At 64.3% G+C, this 19,585-nt stretch carries 20 protein-coding genes and 2 pseudogenes; 12 read left to right on the forward strand and 10 right to left on the reverse strand.

Annotated features, from left to right (window positions below):
• Position 1 precedes the first annotated feature (1 nt).
• Positions 2 to 1,102 (reverse strand): histidinol-phosphate transaminase, encoded by a 1,101-nt coding sequence (locus tag DC31_RS13645; protein WP_036280891.1) that lies wholly within the window; start codon positions 1,100 to 1,102, stop codon positions 2 to 4.
• A 60-nt stretch (positions 1,103 to 1,162) separates the two neighbouring features.
• Between DC31_RS13645 and DC31_RS13650 the strand changes: the two genes are divergently transcribed.
• The 3 genes from DC31_RS13650 to DC31_RS13660 are packed head-to-tail and all read left to right on the forward strand — an operon-like array spanning position 1,163 to position 2,186.
• Positions 1,163 to 1,369 (forward strand): ribbon-helix-helix protein, CopG family, encoded by a 207-nt coding sequence (locus DC31_RS13650; RefSeq protein WP_036280893.1) that lies wholly within the window; start codon positions 1,163 to 1,165, stop codon positions 1,367 to 1,369.
• Positions 1,370 to 1,384: 15 nt separating this feature from the next.
• The gene (locus tag DC31_RS13655) at positions 1,385 to 1,747 is read left to right on the forward strand and encodes a type II toxin-antitoxin system death-on-curing family toxin (RefSeq protein WP_036280895.1); all 363 of its coding nucleotides are present in this window, start codon (positions 1,385 to 1,387) and stop codon (positions 1,745 to 1,747) included.
• Positions 1,748 to 1,781: 34 nt separating this feature from the next.
• On the forward strand, positions 1,782 to 2,186 hold the full coding sequence (locus DC31_RS13660; RefSeq protein WP_036280897.1) for a phage holin family protein: 405 nt from the start codon (positions 1,782 to 1,784) through the stop codon (positions 2,184 to 2,186).
• On the opposite strand, the gene DC31_RS13665 is transcribed toward DC31_RS13660, so the two are convergent.
• Complete coding sequence (locus DC31_RS13665; protein ID WP_036280899.1) at positions 2,187 to 3,494, reverse strand: hypothetical protein; 1,308 nt, start codon at positions 3,492 to 3,494, stop codon at positions 2,187 to 2,189.
• Positions 3,491 to 3,754 (reverse strand): hypothetical protein, encoded by a 264-nt coding sequence (locus DC31_RS13670; RefSeq protein WP_036280901.1) that lies wholly within the window; start codon positions 3,752 to 3,754, stop codon positions 3,491 to 3,493. The genes DC31_RS13665 and DC31_RS13670 overlap by 4 nt, the downstream gene beginning before the upstream one ends.
• 137 nt (positions 3,755 to 3,891) lie before the next feature.
• Here DC31_RS13670 and DC31_RS13675 point away from each other — a divergent pair, with 137 nt between their 5' ends.
• Positions 3,892 to 4,422: a low molecular weight protein-tyrosine-phosphatase gene (locus tag DC31_RS13675; RefSeq protein ID WP_036281265.1), complete on the forward strand. Its 531-nt coding sequence runs from the start codon at positions 3,892 to 3,894 to the stop codon at positions 4,420 to 4,422.
• A 23-nt stretch (positions 4,423 to 4,445) separates the two neighbouring features.
• Positions 4,446 to 5,827: pseudogene (gene purB, locus DC31_RS13680) on the forward strand (adenylosuccinate lyase).
• A gap of 3 nt (positions 5,828 to 5,830) precedes the next feature.
• Here purB and DC31_RS19690 read toward each other — a convergent pair.
• The 3 genes from DC31_RS19690 to DC31_RS13690 form a co-directional block, all read right to left on the reverse strand.
• The gene (locus DC31_RS19690) at positions 5,831 to 6,061 is read right to left on the reverse strand and encodes a hypothetical protein (protein WP_235201521.1); all 231 of its coding nucleotides are present in this window, start codon (positions 6,059 to 6,061) and stop codon (positions 5,831 to 5,833) included.
• 121 nt (positions 6,062 to 6,182) lie between these two features.
• A complete protein-coding gene (locus DC31_RS19695) occupies positions 6,183 to 6,485 on the reverse strand; it encodes a hypothetical protein (RefSeq protein WP_235201522.1) in 303 nt (100 codons plus the stop codon).
• On the reverse strand, positions 6,404 to 6,826 hold the full coding sequence (locus DC31_RS13690) for a hypothetical protein (RefSeq protein ID WP_235201523.1): 423 nt from the start codon (positions 6,824 to 6,826) through the stop codon (positions 6,404 to 6,406). The genes DC31_RS19695 and DC31_RS13690 overlap by 82 nt, the downstream gene beginning before the upstream one ends.
• 300 nt (positions 6,827 to 7,126) lie before the next feature.
• Here DC31_RS13690 and DC31_RS13695 point away from each other — a divergent pair, with 300 nt between their 5' ends.
• Positions 7,127 to 8,035: a hypothetical protein gene (locus DC31_RS13695; RefSeq protein ID WP_051606980.1), complete on the forward strand. Its 909-nt coding sequence runs from the start codon at positions 7,127 to 7,129 to the stop codon at positions 8,033 to 8,035.
• A 4-nt stretch (positions 8,036 to 8,039) separates the two neighbouring features.
• Here the strand turns inward: DC31_RS13695 and DC31_RS13700 are convergent, their stop codons facing one another.
• Entirely contained in the window at positions 8,040 to 8,861 is an 822-nt protein-coding gene (locus tag DC31_RS13700) for a sulfurtransferase (protein WP_036280905.1), read from the reverse strand.
• A gap of 89 nt (positions 8,862 to 8,950) precedes the next feature.
• Between DC31_RS13700 and DC31_RS13705 the strand changes: the two genes are divergently transcribed.
• Positions 8,951 to 10,561, forward strand: coding sequence for a molybdopterin-dependent oxidoreductase (locus DC31_RS13705; RefSeq protein ID WP_235201524.1), 1,611 nt, complete (start codon positions 8,951 to 8,953; stop codon positions 10,559 to 10,561).
• Positions 10,562 to 10,580: 19 nt separating this feature from the next.
• Here the strand turns inward: DC31_RS13705 and DC31_RS13710 are convergent, their stop codons facing one another.
• The gene (locus tag DC31_RS13710; RefSeq protein ID WP_235201525.1) at positions 10,581 to 11,909 is read right to left on the reverse strand and encodes a cell division initiation protein; all 1,329 of its coding nucleotides are present in this window, start codon (positions 11,907 to 11,909) and stop codon (positions 10,581 to 10,583) included.
• A 201-nt stretch (positions 11,910 to 12,110) separates the two neighbouring features.
• Between DC31_RS13710 and DC31_RS13715 the strand changes: the two genes are divergently transcribed.
• Positions 12,111 to 13,166 carry an acetylxylan esterase gene (locus tag DC31_RS13715; RefSeq protein WP_081813866.1) on the forward strand — a complete coding sequence of 352 codons (1,056 nt, stop codon included), beginning with the start codon at positions 12,111 to 12,113 and terminating at the stop codon, positions 13,164 to 13,166.
• Here DC31_RS13715 and DC31_RS13720 read toward each other — a convergent pair.
• A complete protein-coding gene (locus DC31_RS13720) occupies positions 13,136 to 14,944 on the reverse strand; it encodes a hypothetical protein (RefSeq protein ID WP_160173246.1) in 1,809 nt (602 codons plus the stop codon). The genes DC31_RS13715 and DC31_RS13720 overlap by 31 nt on opposite strands.
• A gap of 184 nt (positions 14,945 to 15,128) precedes the next feature.
• Here DC31_RS13720 and DC31_RS13725 point away from each other — a divergent pair, with 184 nt between their 5' ends.
• Genes DC31_RS13725 through DC31_RS13735 form a run of 3 tightly spaced genes read left to right on the forward strand, consistent with a single transcriptional unit; the run spans position 15,129 to position 17,721 of the window.
• Entirely contained in the window at positions 15,129 to 16,064 is a 936-nt protein-coding gene (locus DC31_RS13725) for a metal ABC transporter substrate-binding protein (protein WP_036280909.1), read from the forward strand.
• Positions 16,061 to 16,828 carry a metal ABC transporter ATP-binding protein gene (locus tag DC31_RS13730; RefSeq protein ID WP_036280911.1) on the forward strand — a complete coding sequence of 256 codons (768 nt, stop codon included), beginning with the start codon at positions 16,061 to 16,063 and terminating at the stop codon, positions 16,826 to 16,828. Before DC31_RS13725 ends, DC31_RS13730 begins: the two co-directional genes overlap by 4 nt.
• On the forward strand, positions 16,825 to 17,721 hold the full coding sequence (locus DC31_RS13735; RefSeq protein WP_036280913.1) for a metal ABC transporter permease: 897 nt from the start codon (positions 16,825 to 16,827) through the stop codon (positions 17,719 to 17,721). The genes DC31_RS13730 and DC31_RS13735 overlap by 4 nt, the downstream gene beginning before the upstream one ends.
• On the opposite strand, the pseudogene DC31_RS13740 reads toward DC31_RS13735, so the two are convergent.
• Positions 17,673 to 18,978: pseudogene (locus tag DC31_RS13740) on the reverse strand (trans-sulfuration enzyme family protein). The gene DC31_RS13735 and the pseudogene DC31_RS13740 overlap by 49 nt on opposite strands.
• A 112-nt stretch (positions 18,979 to 19,090) precedes the next feature.
• Here DC31_RS13740 and DC31_RS13745 point away from each other — a divergent pair.
• Positions 19,091 to 19,573 carry an Lrp/AsnC family transcriptional regulator gene (locus tag DC31_RS13745; protein ID WP_036280915.1) on the forward strand — a complete coding sequence of 161 codons (483 nt, stop codon included), beginning with the start codon at positions 19,091 to 19,093 and terminating at the stop codon, positions 19,571 to 19,573.
• The last annotated feature ends 12 nt before the right edge of the window (positions 19,574 to 19,585 follow it).

Below are 19,585 nucleotides of genomic sequence, written 5' to 3' on the forward strand. Positions count from 1 at the left end.
GCTAGCCGAGCTCGTCAGTCGAGAGCTGGAGGGTCTGCACAACGGATGCCGCAACCTGTAGGACCTTCTCCACCGATTCATGCTCTCCGACGGATATACGGATGCCGTCGCCAGAGAACGGCCGCACGATGATGTCAGCCGCGACGAATGCCGCGGCGACCTCGTCGGTGTGAGATCCGGCGGGAAGCCAGACGAAGTTCGCCTGGGCGTCCGGAACCTTCCAGCCCTGCGCGCGCAGGGCCGTCACCAGTGCGGTACGACGCTCCACAATCACGGCGACGCGTTGCATGAGTTCGGACTCGGCGTCGAGGCTGGCGATTGCGGCCGTCTCTGCCGCGGCGGTAACCGAGAGCGGGATGCCGGTGGCCCGCGCAGCGTCGAGTACCTTTGCGTGCCCGATTGCGTAACCGACGCGAAGGCCAGCGAGGCCGTAGGCCTTAGAGAAGGTGCGCAGCACCACCACGTTCGGATGCGCCTCGAATACGCGTGCGCCGAGACCATCAACCGCGTCTTCTGCGGTGACGAATTCGGCATATGCCTCATCAAGAATGATGAGCACATCGGCCGGAACGCGGGAGACGAATGCTTCGAACTCTGCGGTCGTGATGATCGGGCCGGTGGGGTTGTTCGGGGTGCAGAGCAGGATCGCGCGAGTGCGCTCGGTGACGGCATCCGCCATCGCATCGAGGTCGTGGCGCGCATCGGCGGTCAGCGGAATCGGCACGCCGGTAGCGCCCGCCACCAGGGGAATGCCAGGGTATGCCTCAAAAGACCGCCAGGCGTACATGACCTCATCGCCGACGGATGCCGCGGCCTGCACCAGTTGATAGAGGATGGCGACGCTGCCGCTGGCGACATGCACCTGGTCGATGCCCACGCCGTACCGGGCGCCCAGGCGTTCGCGCAGACGGGTGGCCGTGGCATCCGGATAGCGGTTCATGGGAGTCGCGTGCTGCAGCGCCTCGACCACGGACGGCAGCGGCTCAAACGGGTTCTCGTTGCTCGAGAGCTTGAAGGCATCGGCTCCGGCCTGCTTGCCCTGCTTATACGGCGCAAGAGCAGCGATCTCGGGGCGGATGCGGGGAAGAATCGGCTCGGTCACGGTCTGAGTCTACGAGCGTTCGGCCTGTCTGCCACCGAACCCCAGTGGTACCATTGTGGTATGGCTATGAATGTGCGATTCCCCGATGAACTCGATGCAAAACTCGAGGCGATCGCGCGCGCGCGCCACACGTCGAAGCACGCGGTGATCATCGAGGCCGCGACCCGGTTCGTGAATACCGAATCCAAGACCGACCGGGTGCTCGCGATCGCCGACGAAATCTCGGATCGATACGCAGAGACCATCAAACGCCTCGAAGACGCCTGACGAAGCACGCTAATAGTGACCGAGTACATCGAGCCCGAACAAGCACTCGCGCTCATCAAGAAGCTGGGACTCCACGTCAGAGACGAGGGCCTGCTTTTTTCTGCGCTCGCACGGCCGTCGGCGAGCATGTTTGGCGTCGATGCCTATCCGACGTTCGAAGAGAAGGTGGCCGCGCTCATCAGTTCTCTGGCACAGAATCACGCGCTTTTCGACGGCAACAAACGGCTCTCCCTTTATCTCTCGTTCGCGTTCGTTCGACTCAATGGGTTCGAGCTCACGTTTACGAACGACGAGGCATTCGACCTCGTTCTCGCCGTAGCGCAAAGCCGCATCGACCTGAAAGAGATCGCAGAGATCTTCCGCGCACACATTCGCTGACAACTCGCATCCGCCGTGCGAGACTTATCGGACCATGCGTTTCATCATCCGAGTTGTCGTCAACGCCTTCGCCCTATGGGTGGTGACGCTGATCCCTGCGCTGCAGGTGCAGATCACCGCGTTCGCACCCGGCGAGACTTTGCAGCTCGTGCTGACGTTGCTCACTGTTGGTGCGATCTTCGCCCTCGTGAACACGATCATCGGCACAATCGTGAAGATCGTCGCGTTTCCGCTGTACATCCTGACTTTGGGGCTCATCGGCTTCATCATCAACGGCTTCCTGCTGTGGCTGACGGCAGCAATCACCTCTGGCTTCGGCTGGGGTCTGACGGTCGGGTCATTCTGGTGGGGCGTTGTCGCCGCGATCATCATCTCGATCATCAACGCGGTGTTCGGCGCCGTCCTGCGACCGCAGAAGAAGAAGTCGCGTCGCGACTGATCACTCGGTCGACCAACCGGTGCGGTCGACTCGGTACTCCGTCGATTCGATCTCGACCGCGTCAGCAAGCTCGCGCCAGTTCTCTTCGATGGCGTGCAGACGCACGTCTCCGGACGCGTCGACCATCTCGGCCGTCTCGATATAGGTGTCGAGCATGTGCGCGTCGAGCGTCACATCCTCTAATTGCTTACCCGGCGAACCCTCTCGGGTGGCGACGAAGCTGTCAGGCGAACCCGTGCCCCCGGGCGATCCACCACCGGCGAGTGATCTGACGGCGTCATCCGTGTGACCGAGCTGAATCAGCAACTGATCCCCATCCAGTGTCGGTGTGACCGGACTGCCGGCGGTCACTTGCACCTTGACGTCAAATTCGCTCTCCATCGACAAGTGCGCAGCGATCATCCCCGACTGCGAGTGGGCGTAGACATCGACCTGGTCTCCTGGCTGAGCCCCTGCCGCTTCCAGCGCCTCGATGGTCGCCTGATATGACGCCGACTGTTGATTGGTGTACAGCTCAAGATTCGATTTCATATCGAGAGGATTGCCACTGCCGTAGTACCCCGACTGAGTGCCCTTCATGTAAAGCGCAAACCGGTTCGTACCGTCGGCCATCGTGTAGCGCTCAACTTTCAACTGCGCCCCGTCACTGCTCGGGAAGCGTCGGAACGCATCCGCCAGGCTCGCCGGCGGCGTGATCGGATTCGATGTCTTCAGAGGAGTGACAGCGACCGGATCAGCGGTGCCGCCAAGTTTCGTTCCCTGCCGCACCACGCCGAGTCCGCCGACGACGCCGAGGGTCGCGGCCGCAGCGATTATTGGCGCCAGTCCCCAGGGTCCGAGCACGCCGGCCAAGTCGAACTGCTCATCCAAACCCTTAAAGCGACCTTGCTCCCAACCTCCCACGAGGTAGTCCGCCATGATCGAGAGTCGCTCGTCCGAGGCCTCCAGTTCGGCGATCCTCGCCGTGAGCGCATCAGCGCCCGCGGCATCCTGCACCGCCAACGCCGCCAGCTGCGCTTTCAGCTCGACGAGTTCGAACACGTCCGCCATCAAAAGCGTGTTCTCCGCCGCGAGCTGACACTCGTCGTGAAGCTGGCCCGTGCGCTGACTACTGGCCCAGAGCGCCACGGTGTCGATGCGATCGCTGAAGCCGGGTTCGTCGACGATGATCCGGTACGCATTGCCGATCGCTGACACGGCATCCGTGAACTTCACCGCGACCAGGTTCATCCCGTTCGCTACCGCCCGCAGAGCATCTGGATCAACGGAGATCGCCCCGCCATGGGTGATGTTGACGTCGTCGCTCACAGCCGCTCCATCGCTTCGAGCTCCCAGAGCCGACTGTGCAGCTGGCCGCTCTCGGCAGCCACGCGATCTTTGAGATCGACGATCAGCTCATGCAACGCCCGCATACCCTGCGCATGCCAGTCGCTCTCTGAGACAAGCGGGAGCAGTGCAGCACCCCCATCCTCCAGTGCATCGATTGCCTCGGCGACAGCGCGTTGCGCGGAAAACCAGGCCAAGAGCGAGTCTGCGCTCCACGCCTCAGCTAAGTCGTAGTTGAACATGCGTCCAGGATGCGACGGAAAGCGAGGGTGCAGAGGCGGGGTAACCACGAATCGTGCACAGCCCGTACCGACGCACGACTGTGCAGAAAGAGACCCGCGGACTGTGCAAGTCCAGCCCTGGCGGGCAGAATGGATCCGTGACCCCGCCCGAGCCCTTCCGCGTCATCTTCGTGTGCACGGGCAATATCTGCCGCTCGCCCATGGCGGAAGTGGTGTTCCGGGACCTCGCAGAACGGCAGGGTCTCGGACCTCGCATCGCGTCAAGCAGCGCTGGCACCGGAGAGTGGCATGTCGGCGAGCGCGCCGATCAGCGCACACTCGAGGCATTGGAAAGTCGTGGGTACGACGGTTCGCACCATCGCGCACGACAGTTCACCGCGGCATCCTTCGCCGAAAGCGACCTCGTCGTCGCGCTGGATCGCTCGCACGAAAGAATTCTCCGCGAGTGGGCCCGTGATGAAGACCAGGAGGGCAAGGTCACCCTGCTGCTGTCATTTGACCGCGATACCGAAAACATGGACGTCCCTGACCCGTACTACGCGGACATGGAAACGTTCCACTCCGTGCTGGCTATGATTGAGACCGCGACCCGAGGCCTGTTTCGCCAGCTCGAACCCGCCCTGCGTCAGAGCCGCACGTTACCCAGAACTGAGTCGCCCCGCATTTGAGGGCCCCGATCAGGAGGAATGCCCTGACTTCCCCGAATGCCTTCCCTGTCCAGCCACTGAGCCCCCTTGATGGTCGCTACCGCGCCACCGTCTCACCGCTCGGCGACTACCTCTCCGAATCGGGGCTGAACCGTGCCCGCGTCGAGGTCGAGGTCGAGTGGCTCATCGCTCTGACCGACCGCTCGCTGTTCGGCACCACGCCACTGGCCGAGAGTGACAAAGACCGCCTGCGCGGCCTCTACCGCGACTTCGGTCAGGCCGAGATCGAGTGGCTCGCCGAGAAGGAAGCGGTCACCCGCCACGACGTGAAGGCCGTCGAGTATCTCGTGCGCGATCGTCTGGCCGCCCTCGGCCTCGATGAAATCGCCGAGCTCACCCACTTCGCCTGCACCAGTGAAGACATCAACTCCGTTTCTTACGCCTTGACCGTCAAGCGCGCCGTCGAAAGCGTCTGGCTGCCCGCGTTGGATGGCGTGATCGCGAAGCTGCGAGAGCTTGCCGTCGAGCATGCGGATGCTGCGATGCTGTCCCGCACGCACGGACAACCAGCAACTCCGACCACGATGGGCAAGGAGCTCGCGGTGTTCGCCTCGCGGCTCGAGCGCGTGCGAACGCAGATCGCAGGGTCCGAGTACCTCGCAAAGTTCTCGGGTGCCACCGGCACCTGGTCGGCGCACCTGGCCGCTGACCCCGATGCAGACTGGCCCACGATCGCCCGCGAATACGTCGAGAGGCTGGGGCTCGGATTCAACGTGCTGACGACCCAGATCGAATCGCACGACTGGCAGGTCGAGCTTTACGACCGCGCGCGCATGTCGGCGGCATCCTGCACAATCTCGCCACCGATATCTGGACGTACATCTCGCTCGGGTACTTCGCACAGATTCCGGTCGAAGGCGCCACCGGATCGTCGACGATGCCACACAAGATCAACCCGATTCGCTTCGAGAACGCCGAGGCCAACCTCGAACTCTCCGCAGCCCTGCTCGGCTCGCTGTCGCAGACCCTGGTGACCTCACGTCTGCAGCGAGACCTGACCGATTCGACCACGCAGCGCAACATCGGGGTCGCATTCGGCCACTCGCTGCTCGCACTCGATAACCTACGCCGCGGGCTGAACGAGATCTCGCTCGCGCGCGACGTCTTGCTCGCCGACCTCGATGTGAACTGGGAGGTGCTCGGCGAGGCGATCCAGACGGTCATCCGCGCCGAGGTCATCGCTGGCCGCTCGAGCATCAGCGATCCATATGCATTGCTGAAGGAACTCACCCGCGGTCACCGCGTGGGAGCAGCGGAGCTGGCATCGTTCGTCGAGGGTCTCGAAATCGGGGATGCCGCGAAGCAGCGCCTGCTCGCCCTCACACCTGCGACCTACACCGGTATTGCGGAGCGGCTCGCGAAGTAACAGCTAGCGCTGGGGGGCTTCGGGGGTCGAGGGCCCGGCGGGATTCTCGCCGGGTTCTTCGTCGTAGAGCACCGGACGATCGAGCGTCTTGCTCTGATATTCGCGGGGATCTATGGCGAGGATCAGCATCGACATGATCAGCAGTGTCACGATGAACGCGCCTCCACCGACGACGAGTCCCAGGGCGACCGGGGTCAGTCCGTGATAGTTGCCGCTAGCAATCGCCAAGTTCACGCGTGATGTGAAAGCACCCGTGCTCACCAGCGTGACGACCGCTGCGAAAATCCCGCACACCAGGCGATGCCCAGCAGGTGCAGTGGACGCAGCAACTCTCGGCGGTTGGGCTTGTTGTCGCTCACGCGGCTCCTCCAGTCTCGACCGTTGCGGTCGCAGCGTCAGCGGTCTCAGCATCCTTCAACGGTTCGGCCCGACGCGGCGAGAACCCGGCGATCGCAAGGAAGACCGCGACGATAGCGGTGTAGCCGCCGAACATACCGACAGCAAGGATGATTCCGCTCAGCGTCAGTGCTTCGCCACCCACCGCGTACGGCTGCGCGTAGTCGGCAGGAATGACGATCAGAATGATCGCAAGGACGAGTCCGAGGACGCCGACCGTGATGGCATCCCTCGCGGCCGAATCGGTGCGCCGCGCGCGCAACCCGGCCAGAAGCTCAACAAGACCCGTCGCCGCAGCCAGATGATCACGACGACAAAGAACGCCGCATCGGTGCGCCAGGTGGGGATACCACTGGCGATCGCGGTCAGGATGTCGATGACAGCGAGGAGCACGAGCGGCCAACGGGAGCCAGCAGGAACGGCAAGCCAGGCGCCGAGCGCCAGCACGAATCCACTCGCTGCGACGAAACCACCGAACACGGCGAAACCGACCGCCGCCGAATGGTCTGGCGAGAAGGTGATCATGAGCGCCGAAGCCGCCGCGAAAAGGGCGCGCAACAGCTGAACATTGCGCACGGTAAACGTGCGAGCTGGGGCAGACATGACGATTCCTCGGTCCTCCGGGGTGTTGCCACCAGTCTACGCGTGGGTAGCGAGCGCACGCACCGGGAGAGCACAGCGATGCAATTGCGAGGTTCGACGCGCGTCCCCAGACAAACGGCCGAACCCCGCAGCGCACGCAGGGGGGTGCTGCGTCAGGTCTTGGATCGTGTGCAGAGGCGGGCCCCAGCTGCAAAGATCCGACCACATGACCGCACACTACATCTCGGCCCGAGATGTCGGTGTTTGGTCTTATGCTCGAGAATACTTCGATGCTTGTCACATACCTGGGGGCGGCCTGTGATGCAAGGAAAAAAATCTATCGGCGGAGATACCCGCCCAGATTTCGCAACCGCTCTGCGCACGGCGATCACTCAGCGTCAGGTCACGCTCACGTGGCTGCGAGAGCGACTGGCGGCGACCGGAAATCCGGTATCTGCTGCCGCCCTTAGCTATTGGCGATCCGGTGCGCGACGCCCCGAGGGTCCGCAGTCGATCGCCACCATCGAACAGATCGAGATACTGCTCGAGCTGGATGAGGGCTCGCTGGTGTCACTGATCGGCCCGAGCCAGCGCGTAGGCCCGCTGGGGACAGCCCATTATCCGCTCGAGGGAAATCGCCTCGAGCGGGCAGTGGCCGAGACCTTCATCGCATTGGGAGCGCCGGTGATGGATCCAGGGCGTGACGTATCTACCCATGCCGTCACCGATGTCGGCGCGGACGGCTTCGTCATCTCACGCACAACACGCACACTCCTGCAGTCGACATCCGGGACCATCACGAACGTCCCCTACCTCGACCTCACCCCCGATGTCCGCACGCCCGCGCCACACTTCAGCGTCGTCGCCGGCGGACACATCTCGCGCCTGCACTCACACTCGAGCGGCGAGGTGCACGGCGCGATGTTCGAGCTCGAGCGCCCACTGGGCCCGGCGCAGACGACGATGCTCGAGTGGAGGTTGGAGTACCCATCCGAGTACCCCACTACACGAGACACCGGGCACGGCGTTGCCCGACACTGTCGTGAGCTTTTGTTATGGACCAGGTTTCACCCGGATGCCCTCCCTACCTGGATCGAAGAGGTAGAAGAGACGCCGACCAAGACGACTGTGACGCCACTCTTCCTTGACGGGGCCACATCCATTCACCAAGTGCGTCGCAGTTGGGGTCCGGGAATGCTCGTGCTGCGCTGGGGCTACGGCGAGCGCTGATCGTCTAGGCGCCGGTTGCGATCGGGCGACCCGGGGTGTTTGACCACTGGCTCCAAGAGCCGTGGAAGACTTTCGCATCGATCCCCGCCTCGGCAAGCACGAGGGCTGTGTGCGCGGCAGTGATGCCCGAGCCGCAGTACGCCGCGACCGGAGTGTCATCGGAGATTCCGGCACCGGCGAAGGCGTTGCGCAGCTCGACGAGGCCACGTAGCGTGCCATCGTCCGCGAGGTGCGCGCCGGTCGGAAGATTTACCGCCCCAGGAATGTGGCCGCCGATCGGATCGTACGGCTCACTCTCGCCACGAAAGCGCTCCGGCGCACGCACGTCGAGCAGGACGCCGGATGCCGGGAACGCGGCTGCCTCGTCGATGGTGAGACTGTCACCATCGACATCCGTCAGCGTCACCGTGCCCGGCTCGGGAATCACCTCACCTGTCACGATCGCACCGCCAGCCCCCTGCCAAGCGTGCCAGCCGCCGTCGAGCACCCGCACATCCACTCCCCCGTGTCGTAACAGCCACCATGCCCGTGCGGCGGCGAGTCCTCGGCAGTCGTCGTACGCGATGACGATGTCACCGTCGTTCAGGCCCCAGCGCCGAGCCGCGGCCTGCACGGTCTCGGTGTCGGGCAGAGGATGCCGGCCGTCCTCGGGGCGTCCGTGCCTGGAGAGCTCGTTTTCGAGGTCTACATAAACGGCTTCGGGGATGTGGCCCTCGAGGTACCGATCGTGGCCGTCTGATCGACCGAGCTGCCAGCGCACGTCAAGAACTCGCGCGCCCGCGTTGATCAAATCGGACAGTTCGGCGACGCTCACCAGATGCGACATGCTCCCAGGCTACGGCCTCACCTTCTCACGTGAAGTCCCCATCTCAGATCAGGGTGTCTGGCTCAAGGTTGCGCGCCTATCATTGCGACGTGCACGCGAAAGTGGAGAGACGGTGGGCGGGGCTCGCCGGTCTCATCAGCGCGGCGGCCGGCCTCGCTCTCGCTGAGCTCACCGCGTTGATGATCGCCCCCCAAAGCAGCCCAGTTCTCGCCATCGGATCACTGACCATCGACCTTGCACCGCCATGGGTAAAGGATGCCGTCATCGCGGTTTTCGGCACCGGCGACAAAGTGTTCCTGCTGACGCTGCTGTTGGTCGTTCTTGCCATCGTGTCCGCGGGAGCCGGGTATCTCGAGCTCAAGAAACCGCCATGGGGCGCCGTGCTCTTTCTCATGCTCAGCGGTGTGGCCACCGTGGCGGTAACAACCAGGGCGCAAGCCAACGGGCTGTGGGCCGCGCCCGCGGTCGTCGGGGCCGTCGGTGCGTGTCTTGTGCTGCGCCTCTCGATCCGACGCCTCCGTGATTGGTCATCGGCATCCGAACAGAACGACGCCGAGTCTGGCATGCCGTCGAAATCTGGAGCCGCGTCGAATTCTGATCCCCGGGCGAATTCTGACCCCCGGGCGACGCCGACGCGCCGCCGCTTCTTGACACTCCTCATCGGCACTGCGGCGGCCGCCGTCGTTATCGGCATCGGATCACGCGTCGCCAACGCCGCAAGCCTCGCGGTCGACACGATCCGTGAGGCGATCTCACTCCCGAAGCCCGCGAAACCCGCGCCGCCGATTGCCGCCGGCTCGATGCTCGATGTGGAAGGCCTCTCGCCGCTCATCACTCCGAACGACCAGTTCTATCGCATTGACACCGCCTTGCAGGTACCCGCCGTCGACCCGGAAACCTGGCGGCTGCGGGTGACCGGAATGGTCGAGAACGAGATCGAGATCTCGTTCAAGGAGCTGCTCGATCTTCCTCTCATCGAGACGACCGTCACGCTTGCTTGCGTTTCCAACGAGGTGGGCGGAGACCTTATCGGCAACGCCGTGTGGCTCGGTTACCCGATCCACAAGCTGCTGGCTCAAGCGAAGCCCCTCGACGGCGCCGACATGGTTCTCTCACGCAGCGTTGACGGGTTCACCGCAGGCACACCGCTCGAAATACTCCAGGACGAGAGCCGCGACAGCATCCTCGCCCTCGGCATGAACGGAACGACGCTGCCGGTGGTTCACGGGTTCCCGGTGCGGATGGTCGTGCCTGGGCTGTTCGGCTACGTTTCCGCCACGAAATGGCTAACCGAATTGCAGGTGACGACCTTCGATAGCGCCAGCGCCTACTGGACCGATCGCGGATGGTCCGAGCGAGGTCCCGTCAAGATCGGCTCACGCATCGATGTTCCATCCAGCAGGGCGAGCGTGAAGGCCGGGACGGTCGCGGTTGCCGGCGTCGCCTGGGCGCAGCACACCGGCATTCATGGGGTCGAGGTCCGCGTCGACGGCGGAGCCTGGGCGCCCGCGCGACTTTCCACACCTATCTCGTCTGACACCTGGGTGCAGTGGGTCTACGAATGGGACGCCGCAGCGGGCAACCATGAACTCGAAGTCCGAGCGACGGACTCGACTGGACAGACGCAGAGCGGAACACCAGTTCCGGTCGTGCCCGACGGCGCTGAGGGATGGCACAGCGTGACGGTCACGGTGAGCTGACCGACCTCGTTGAGGAGGATCAGTCCTTGACGTCGTCTGTTTCCTCGACGACGACGTCGGTGTCCGCATCGCCCTTCACATCAGCGTCTTCCTCATCCGCGAGGTCCGCGCTCAGCACGCCGTCGGGGCGGATGAGCTCGCGCACCTCAGCCATGAAACTGTTCAACTGCTGCTGCTGCCAGCGCAGCTGGCGAGTGCGGTCTTCCGCGTCGCGGAGGACATCGGTGGTGTGACCCGTGACCGTGCTGACGATCTTCTGCGCTTTCACCCTCGAACGGTCAAGCGTTTCGCGGGCGCGCACCTGCGCGTCGGCCTCGATGGCCTGCGCCTGCGAGCGCATCAGACGCTCGTAGTCATCAGCCTTCGCCGAGATGCGCTTTGCGTGGTCGAGGGATGCCGCGACCTGCTCGTTCGCGTCGGTAGTGATGCGTTCGGCGTGCGCGACGGCCTGATTGTGCAGCAGCAGGAACTCTTGCTGGGCGTCATCCTGGCGGCGCGTCAGGGTCTCTTCGAACTCCAGCACGCGAGCATTCATCTCGCGCACCTCGCGCTCGGCATCCGAACGCTGCTGGGTCGTCTCACGTGTGACCATCGAGCGCAACGCCGCTGAGCCCTTCTCGGCCTCAGTGCGGACGGTCGCAGCCTCTTGCTCGGCCTGAACAACCTTCTCGGCAGCATGCGCCGACTCGCGCTCGAGGCGCGCCTCGTGGGCGGTGTACTCGGTGTCGATCCGTAGACGTACCTGGTCGGCATCGTGCTGTGCCTGCGTGGTGATGCGTTCTACCTCTGTGGCGAGTTCTGCGCGCCGCGACTCGGCCTCCTCGCGGGCAGCCTCGAGCAGACGATCGGCTTGCACCGCAGCGTTCTGGATCAGTACCGTGGCCTGCTCTTCTGCAACGCGAAGCACGGCTTCAAACTGCAGGCGGGACCCCTGTGTGTCGGCCTCGCTCTTGGGGGCATCGACGAGCTCACTCGTCAACGTTGACACCTGCTGGTCGGCATCGGCGGCCTGCGCACGGGCGGCGGCCAAGTCTGCCTCGAGCTCCGCGATGCGAGCGTCGCTCTCGGTACGCACCGACTCGACCTCGGAACGTACCGTCTCAACATCGCGGCTCACGTCAGCCCGCGCCTCGGCGATCTCGGCATCCGCGCGCTGCACCTGCATGCGAAGCCCTGCGATCGCGGCATCCACCTCACCCTTGTCGTACCCGCGGAAGCCCACAGTGAAGGCGCCCTGCTCGCGGGTCTGGCCCTGAGCAAGTTGATCGAAGAAATCGGAACCCTGCTCATCGACGCTGTTTTCGGCGGAGTTGTTCACAGGGGGAACGCCTTTCGAAAGGATGCTCACCGCACAGCCTCCGCGACGAAAACCGTCAGTACAAGAGGAGTCGGTTCGCGGAATTGGGGGGAGAGGAGCGAACCTCGCCACTCAGCCTAACCGCGCGCCTGCTCCACCGGAACCGTTCAGCACCACCCGACGCTGTGAATCTCATGCGCCTGTTCATCGCGCCGATAAACTACCGCTCGACCCTGATTTAAGGATGCCGCAATGCCGCGTTTTGACCTGCCAGCAGAAGAGCTGCGCTCTTACCGCCCCGAGGTCGCTGAGCCCGCCGACTTCGATGATTTCTGGGAGCAGACGCTTGAGGAATCTCGTGCACTGGCTCAGCCGATCGAGTTGCGTCGCATCGACTCGCCACTGCAGTCGGTCGAGGTTTACGACGTGACCTTCAGCGGGTTCGGTGGAGACCCGATCGGTGGATGGCTGCTCCTGCCTGCTGACACTGATGAGCCGTTGCCCGCAGTGGTCGAGTTCAACGGCTACGGCGGCGGTCGTGGGCTGCCCCACGAGCGACTCGGATGGGCAGCATCCGGCTATGCGTATTTCTTGATGGACACCCGCGGCCAGGGCAGTGGATGGGGTACCGGTGGCGTGACCGCCGACCCGCATGGCTCAGGTCCCGCAGTTTCTGGATACATGACCCGGGGCATCGAATCCCCGCACGACTACTACTACCGTCGGGTCTTCACTGACGCGGTGCTGGCGATCGACGCCATCCGCTCGCTCGACCGCATCGACGCCGCGCGCGTTGCCATCTGCGGCGGCAGCCAAGGAGGCGGCATCGCCATCGCAGCGGCTGGGCTCTCCAACGGGTTGGTCGCGGCGATGCCGGACGTGCCATTTCTCTGCCACTTCGAACGTGCCGTCGGCATGACCGGAAACGACCCGTACAACGAGATCGTGAAGTATTTGGCGGTGCACCGAGATGCTTCGGCCACCGTCTTCGAGACACTCTCTTACTTCGACGGCGTCAACTTCGCGAAGCGCGCGACCGCGCCAACGCTGTTCTCTGTTGCACTGCTCGACCCGGTGTGCCCGCCGTCGACGGTCTACGCCGCCTACAACCGCTGGGGCGGCACGAGCGAGATCATCGACTACCCGTTCAACGAGCACGAAGGCGGGCAGGGCCTCCACTGGGAGAAGCAGGCGCGTTCCTCGCCGAGCAGCTCGCGGGGTGAGGAACGCCGTTCGCCTGTAACCGGGGGCGTCGGAGATAACTGGGGGCGTGAACGTCAGGCCGCGAGAGCGAGGTTTCGGCGGTGACTGACCCGGTGTCCGACCCAGAAGCCGATCGCGACCAAACCGGCGAGAACGGCGCCGAGCATCCACGGGAGCATCGACGGTGCAGCGCCGGCAGTCGCCGTCGCAAGCGTGCCGGAACCATCTGCAATAAGCCCGTTTCCCGCGGCGAGGTCGGCGGCACCAGTCTCAAGCTTTCCGCCACCATCAGCGAGAGCACTCGAACCCTCAGCCACGGCGGCAGCACCTTCCGAGAGCTTGCTCACACCGGTGCTGAGTCCGCTAGCTCCGGTTTCCAATGTCGCAGCACCCTCAGCGAGGGCAGTCGCACCCTCATCCAGACGAGTTGCGCCAGAGGTGAGATTCATCGAGCCGGCGTGCAGTGAGTCTGCGCCATCCGAGAGGGTCGTCAAGCCGCCCGCAAGGTTGCGTGCCCCAAATTCGAGGTTGCCGGTGCCGTCCTTCAGCGGCTGCAGTCCCATCGCAAGTTGCACCGCACCGGTGGAAAGCTGTGAGGTTCCGGCCTTCAGTGGCTGGACTCCGATCGCGAGTTGAGCCGCCCCGGCGGCGACTTGCGTGGCGCCAACCTGCAAAGGTTCGATCCCGATCGCCAGATCCGAGGCACCGGTAGCCAGATCCGAAGCGCCGCCCTTCATGTTCTGAGCGCCCTGTACCAGTGCGGGCGCTCCACTTGCGGGATCGACGAGAGCCACGGTGCCGGGCCAGCCCTGCGCAAGGTTGCCATTGACCAGCGCGTCCGTGCCACCCGCAATCTGCTGCGCACCGGCCACCGCTGCCAAAGTTCCCTTGGCGAGCGCGGGTGCAGCCGAAGCTGCGCCCGCGATGCCGTCAACCTGCGCGTCAACGCCAGCGGCGAGCGCGGCGAGCTGCTGAAGCTGCGTGTCTTCCGGGTTCGCCGCTGCGAGCTGTGCCAGCGCATCCGCCAACTGCTGCGAATTTGCGGGCGCGGATGCGGCGGCCGCGGTAATGGCAGCTGCCGCCTCGTCGCTGGCAAGAGCCTGAAGCTGCGGTGTCACGGCACCCGAGAGTTGCGCGCTGAGTTGCGCGGCGCCTGCGTTTACTTGGCCGGCAACCTGGTGCGCTCCGGCGACTCCGGCGGCAAGACCTGTTACTCCATCGAGCACTGACTGCGCTCCAGCGTCCAGGCGCTGCGCGCCGGCTGCGACCTGCTGAGCACCGGCGAGGGCCGACTGCGCACCAGCATCAACTTGCTGAGCACCGGCAGATACCCGCTGTGCGCCATCGACGGCCGATTGCGCGCCGGCATCAACCTGCTGAGCACCAGCAGACACCCGCTGTGCACCATCGAGTGCTGACTGGGCTCCAGCATCCGCCTTCGATAAACCAGTCGCCAGTTGTTCGGCACCATCAAGAGCACTATGCGCGCCTGCGCTGACCTTTCCTGCACCAGCTTCTGCAGTCGATGCACCGGTGGCCAGCGTGTCCGCGCCAGCGGCCAATGAAGCAGCACCAGCGGATGCGCTCTGCGCTCCGGCCGAGACCTTCTGGCTGCCTTCGTCAGCGCTTGTCGCACCCGTGGCGAGATCGTCCGCACCGGTTGCGAGCTTGTCCGCACCCGCGGAAAGTTCTTCAGCACCCGCGGCGAGATCGGCTGAGCCTTCCTGTGCTGTCGCTGTTCCATCAGACAACTCCGCAGCACCAGCTGCGATCTTTCCTGTGGTTACAAAGAAGAGCACGACCATCGCGGTCAGCAACAAGCTGAGAACGATGACAGTGATGCGCATACCGTTGCCGTGCGCGTGGGGCGTAGAACTCGTCATGAGGCTCCAGAGGTCAGTGGCGTCATTGCCACGGTGAGTGTATGAGCGCAAATGTCGAAGACCGCCACCCTTTGCGATCAGAGACCAAGTTTCATACTCTGTGACACTGCGTTTTATGTACTGAACCCACAAATGCCTGGTCAGCGCGGTTGTTTTCGGCGTGCCTAAAAGATAGGTTTTCGGTGTGCCTAAAAATATCCGCGTCGTTGCGGCTGCCCTCATCGTGGGCGTTGCGTTGCTCGCCGGCTGTGCAGGTCCGGATGCCGACGGCAACGACGACCGTCCCGTCGTACTGACGACCTTCACGGTGCTCGCTGATATCGCCCAGAATGTCGCGGGTGATCATCTGCGCGTGGAGTCGATCACCAAGCCCGGCGCCGAGATCCACGGGTACGAGCCCACCCCCGGAGATATCCGCAAGGCGACGGATGCTGACCTCATCATCGACAACGGCCTGAATCTTGAGGTATGGTTCGCGCAGTTCGTCGAGGCGTTCGATGCCCCTCACGTCGTAGCATCCGAGGGCATCAAAGTGATCGACATCACCGAGGATGCCTACGCAGGCAAGCCCAATCCGCACGCCTGGATGAGTCCCGCGAACGTGCAGCGGTATGTCGACAACATGGTCACCGCGTTCAGCGATCTCGATCCCGCGCACGCCGATGACTTCGCCGCGAACGCAGAGGCCTATAAGACCGAGCTGCAGCAGGTGCAGGACGACCTCAGCGCCTCGCTCGCTGCACTTCCGAAGAACGAGCGAGCGCTGGTCACCTGCGAGGGCGCGTTTTCGTATCTCGCCCGGGATGCCGGTCTCACCGAAACATACATCTGGGCCGTGAACGCTGAGCAGCAGGCGACGCCGCGTCAGATCGCCGCGGTGATCGAGTTCGTACGAGACAACGATGTCCCAGCCGTGTTCTGCGAGTCGACGGTATCCGATCGGGCGATGCGGCAAGTCGTCGAGGCGACGGATGCCACGTTCGGCGGCACCCTGTACGTCGACTCGCTCTCCACTGCCGACGGGCCCGTTCCCACCTATCTCGATCTGATCCGCCACGACGCCGACACAATCATCGCGGGGCTGACCGGCCTCTCTGAAGACGACGGGAGCCGGTCATGAGCGCGATCGAGGTGACCGGAGTCACCGTCCGCTACGGCGAAGTGCTGGCGTTGGATGATGTGTCGCTCAGCGTCGAAGCGGGGCGCGTGACCGGACTCATCGGCATGAACGGCTCGGGAAAGTCGACCCTGTTCAAGACGATCATCTCGCTGGTTCGGCCCGCCGCTGGCCAGGTGCGACTGGATGGCATGGATCCGGCATCCGCCCGTCGTAAAGGACTCATCGGGTACGTTCCGCAGAGCGAAGATGTCGACTGGACGTTCCCCGTTTCGGTGCGGGATGTCGTGATGATGGGGCGTTACGGAACGCAGGGGTTCATGCGGCGAGCGCGCCCGGCTGATCGGGCGGCGGTGGACGAGGCGCTCGAGCGGGTGGAGCTCACCGCCCTCGCGGATCGGCAGATCGGACAGCTCTCCGGCGGACAACGCAAGCGTGCTTTCGTTGCTCGCGGGATCGCTCAAGGTGCCGGCATCCTGCTGCTCGATGAGCCGTTCGCGGGAGTCGACAAACGCAGCGAAGCGACGATCGTTCGGCTGCTGCGCGAGCTGGCCGCAGCCGGCAGCACGGTGCTCGTCTCTACGCATGATCTGCATGCGCTGCCAACGCTCGCGGACGAGGCCGTGTTGCTGTTGCGACGGGTGCTGTTTCACGGTTCGGTCGATGAGGCGTTGAAGCCCTCGAACCTGGCGCGTGCCTTCGGGCTGGACGCTTCTCCGGATTCTTCACCAGATTCTTCTCCGGATGTTTCGGAGGATGCGGCATGATTCTCGACTGGATTCTCGAGCCACTGCAATACGACTTCATGGTGCGCGCGATCGTGACCACCGTCATCGCGGCGGTCGTGTGCGCACTGTTGTCGTGCTGGCTGGTGCTGGTGGGCTGGTCGCTGATGGGCGATGCGGTCTCGCACGCGGTGCTTCCGGGGGTCGTGCTCGCCTACATGTTCGGGGCGCCGTTCGCGCTCGGTGCGCTGGTGTTCGGGTTCCTCGCGGTCGGGCTGATCGGCCTCATTCGCGGCACGAGCCGAGTGAAGGAGGATGCTGCGATCGGCATCGTGTTCTCGACGCTGTTCGCGTTCGGGCTAGTGCTGATCTCGGTGACCCCGAGTCAGACCGATTTGAACCACATCATCTTCGGGAACATCCTCGGTGTCTCGGAGGGCGATCTTCTACAGATCGTGATCCTCGCCGCCATCGCCTTCAGCGTGCTGATCATCAAGCGCCGCGATCTGACGCTGTATGCGTTCGACCCCACGCATGCGTTCGCGATCGGGCTCTCGCCGCGTCTACTCGGTGCACTATTGCTCGGTGTGCTCGCGCTCACCGCAGTCGTCGCACTGCAGGTCGTCGGCGTTGTACTGGTCGTGGCGATGCTGATCATCCCCGGCGCGACGGCGCATCTGCTGACCGATCGCTTCGGTCGGATGCTGGTGATCGCGCCTGTCATGTCGGCGCTCTGCAGCGTGATCGGGATCTACCTCAGCTACTGGATCGACGCGGCATCCGGCGGTCTGGTGGTCGTCGTGCAGGGGTGCGTCTTCGCGCTCGTGTACCTGTTCGCGCCGCGGCAGGGCGTTGTGGGCCGACACCTGTGGCGGAGTCGTTCGGTTCATAACTCCTCCAGAAAGCGGCCGATCGCCCCGAAATCCGCCGGCTGAGCGCCGCCGGGGGCCAATCTGGAGGAGTTATGAACGGCGTCAGCTCGGACGAGCGCGTCGTCGGCAGAGGCCGCGGCATCGCCCGGCAACCCGGCCAGCGCCTGCGCGAGATCGGCGATGAGGTCACCGACATTCTCAAGCCCGATCGAGAGCCGCAGCACGTCGGCCGCCGGGCGCGCCTCGGGCGGCACCGGTCGGTGAGTGAGCGCGGCCGGATGCTGGATGAGCGAGTCCACCCCGCCAAGCGACACAGCGTGCGTGAACAACTGCACGGCCGACGCGACCGCACTGGCTGCCGCATAGCCGCCAGCCAACCGGAAGGCGATCATCGCTCCGGTACCGCGCATCTGCCGCTCGAGAATCCCGTCCGGGTCACCGTCGAGTCCAGGGAAGAACACTTCGGCCACTTCGGGCTGATCCAGAAGCCACTGCACGATCTGCTGCGCGTTTTTCTTGCTGCTGACGCATCCGTACCGGCAGCGTGGTGAGTCCGCGGTGCAGCAGATAGGCGCCGAGCGGATGCAGCAACCCGCCAGTGACGGCACGCACCCGGCGCAGCGCCTCGGCTGTCTGCTCGCTGCACGCGACGACGCCGGCGATCACGTCGCCGTGGCCGCCAAGATACTTCGTCGCACTGTGCAGCGACATCGCCGCACCATGGTCGATCGGGTTCTGCAGAATCGGTGTCGCGAAAGTGTTGTCGACGACCACAGGGACGGAACCTGCCGCCGCAACGACCGCGGCAATGTCGACGAGTTCAAGCGTCGGGTTCGCCGGCGTCTCGATGACGACGAGTCCGGTGTCGGGACGGATGCTGATGCCCACCTCTGAGGGATGACAGTAGGTGGTCTCCACTCCGAGAAGCCCTGAACCCAGCAGGTGATCGGTGCCGCCGTAGAGCGGACGCACCGCGACGACATGGCGAAGCCCGGTAGCGCCGGTGTGCGCGAGGATCACCGCAGTCATCGCTGCCATGCCCGAGGCGAAGGCGACGGATGCTTCGGCGTGCTCCATCTCGGCGAGCGCATCCTCGAAGCGGGCGACAGTGGGGTTCCACAGCCGCGCATAGACCATGCTGCCGTCGACGGGTGGGCGACCGCCGGTGGCCATCGCCTCATAGGAGTCGCCGCCTCGCTCGATATCCGGCAGCGGGTTCGTCGTCGACAGGTCGATCGGGAGCGCGTGCACGCCCAATTCAGCGAGGTCGGCGCGGCCACTGTGGACGGCGACGGTGTCGGGATGCAGCGGTGCAGTCATCCTTCAACATTGCCGAAATCACAATGAAAGTGCAAGAATTCGACAGCATCCGCTGCCCTTACTGCTAAACGAGAATTTCTCAGCAATTACCACCGAAACCAGGACGTGCGAATTGTCGAAAACACAACAGCCCCCGGCATCCCTCGACGACGTCGATCTCGAGATCCTCGCCGCCCTCAGCGCCCACGCCGACACGACCAACAAGGCCCTCGCACAGCAGCTGGGACTTGCCGAATCGACCTGCGCGCACCGCGTGAGGTCCCTGCGCGATCGCGGCATCATCCGCGATGTGCGCATCCGCCTCGACGAAGCGGCGCTCGGCTTCGGACTGCAGGCGATCATCAAGGTGCGGCTCGCGAATCACACCGGTGCGAAAGTCAATGCGCTCTTCGACGCGCTGGTCGCGATTCCGCGCGTGCTGCAGGTGTTCCACGTCGCCGGCGTCGATGACTTTCTCGTGCACGTTGCGGTGAGGGATGCCACGGCGCTGCGTGACATCGTCCTGGATCACATCACCATCCATCCCGTCGTCCGCGGTACCGAGACGCAGCTGGTGTTCGAGATTCGCGACGGCAGCGGGCTGCTCGCGCGCTGAACCTCAGCGAAA

Origin of the sequence: Microbacterium sp. CH12i (assembly GCF_000685355.1) — a bacterium.
GTDB lineage: Bacteria > Actinomycetota > Actinomycetes > Actinomycetales > Microbacteriaceae > Microbacterium.

Bases quoted from the DNA above. Each gene is read 5' to 3' on its own strand.
- DC31_RS13700 (WP_036280905.1), bottom strand. From the start codon at position 8,861: ATGTCGCATCTGGTGAGCGTCGCCGAACTGTCCGATTTGATCAACGCG.
- DC31_RS13730 (WP_036280911.1), top strand. From the start codon at position 16,061: ATGAGCGCGATCGAGGTGACCGGAGTCACCGTCCGCTACGGCGAAGTG.
- DC31_RS13670 (WP_036280901.1), bottom strand. From the start codon at position 3,754: ATGTTCAACTACGACTTAGCTGAGGCGTGGAGCGCAGACTCGCTCTTG.
- DC31_RS13715 (WP_081813866.1), top strand. From the start codon at position 12,111: ATGCCGCGTTTTGACCTGCCAGCAGAAGAGCTGCGCTCTTACCGCCCC.
- DC31_RS13650 (WP_036280893.1), top strand. From the start codon at position 1,163: ATGGCTATGAATGTGCGATTCCCCGATGAACTCGATGCAAAACTCGAG.
- DC31_RS13690 (WP_235201523.1), bottom strand. From the start codon at position 6,826: ATGTCTGCCCCAGCTCGCACGTTTACCGTGCGCAATGTTCAGCTGTTG.
- DC31_RS13695 (WP_051606980.1), top strand. From the start codon at position 7,127: ATGCAAGGAAAAAAATCTATCGGCGGAGATACCCGCCCAGATTTCGCA.
- DC31_RS13660 (WP_036280897.1), top strand. From the start codon at position 1,782: ATGCGTTTCATCATCCGAGTTGTCGTCAACGCCTTCGCCCTATGGGTG.
- DC31_RS13720 (WP_160173246.1), bottom strand. From the start codon at position 14,944: ATGACGAGTTCTACGCCCCACGCGCACGGCAACGGTATGCGCATCACT.
- DC31_RS13735 (WP_036280913.1), top strand. From the start codon at position 16,825: ATGATTCTCGACTGGATTCTCGAGCCACTGCAATACGACTTCATGGTG.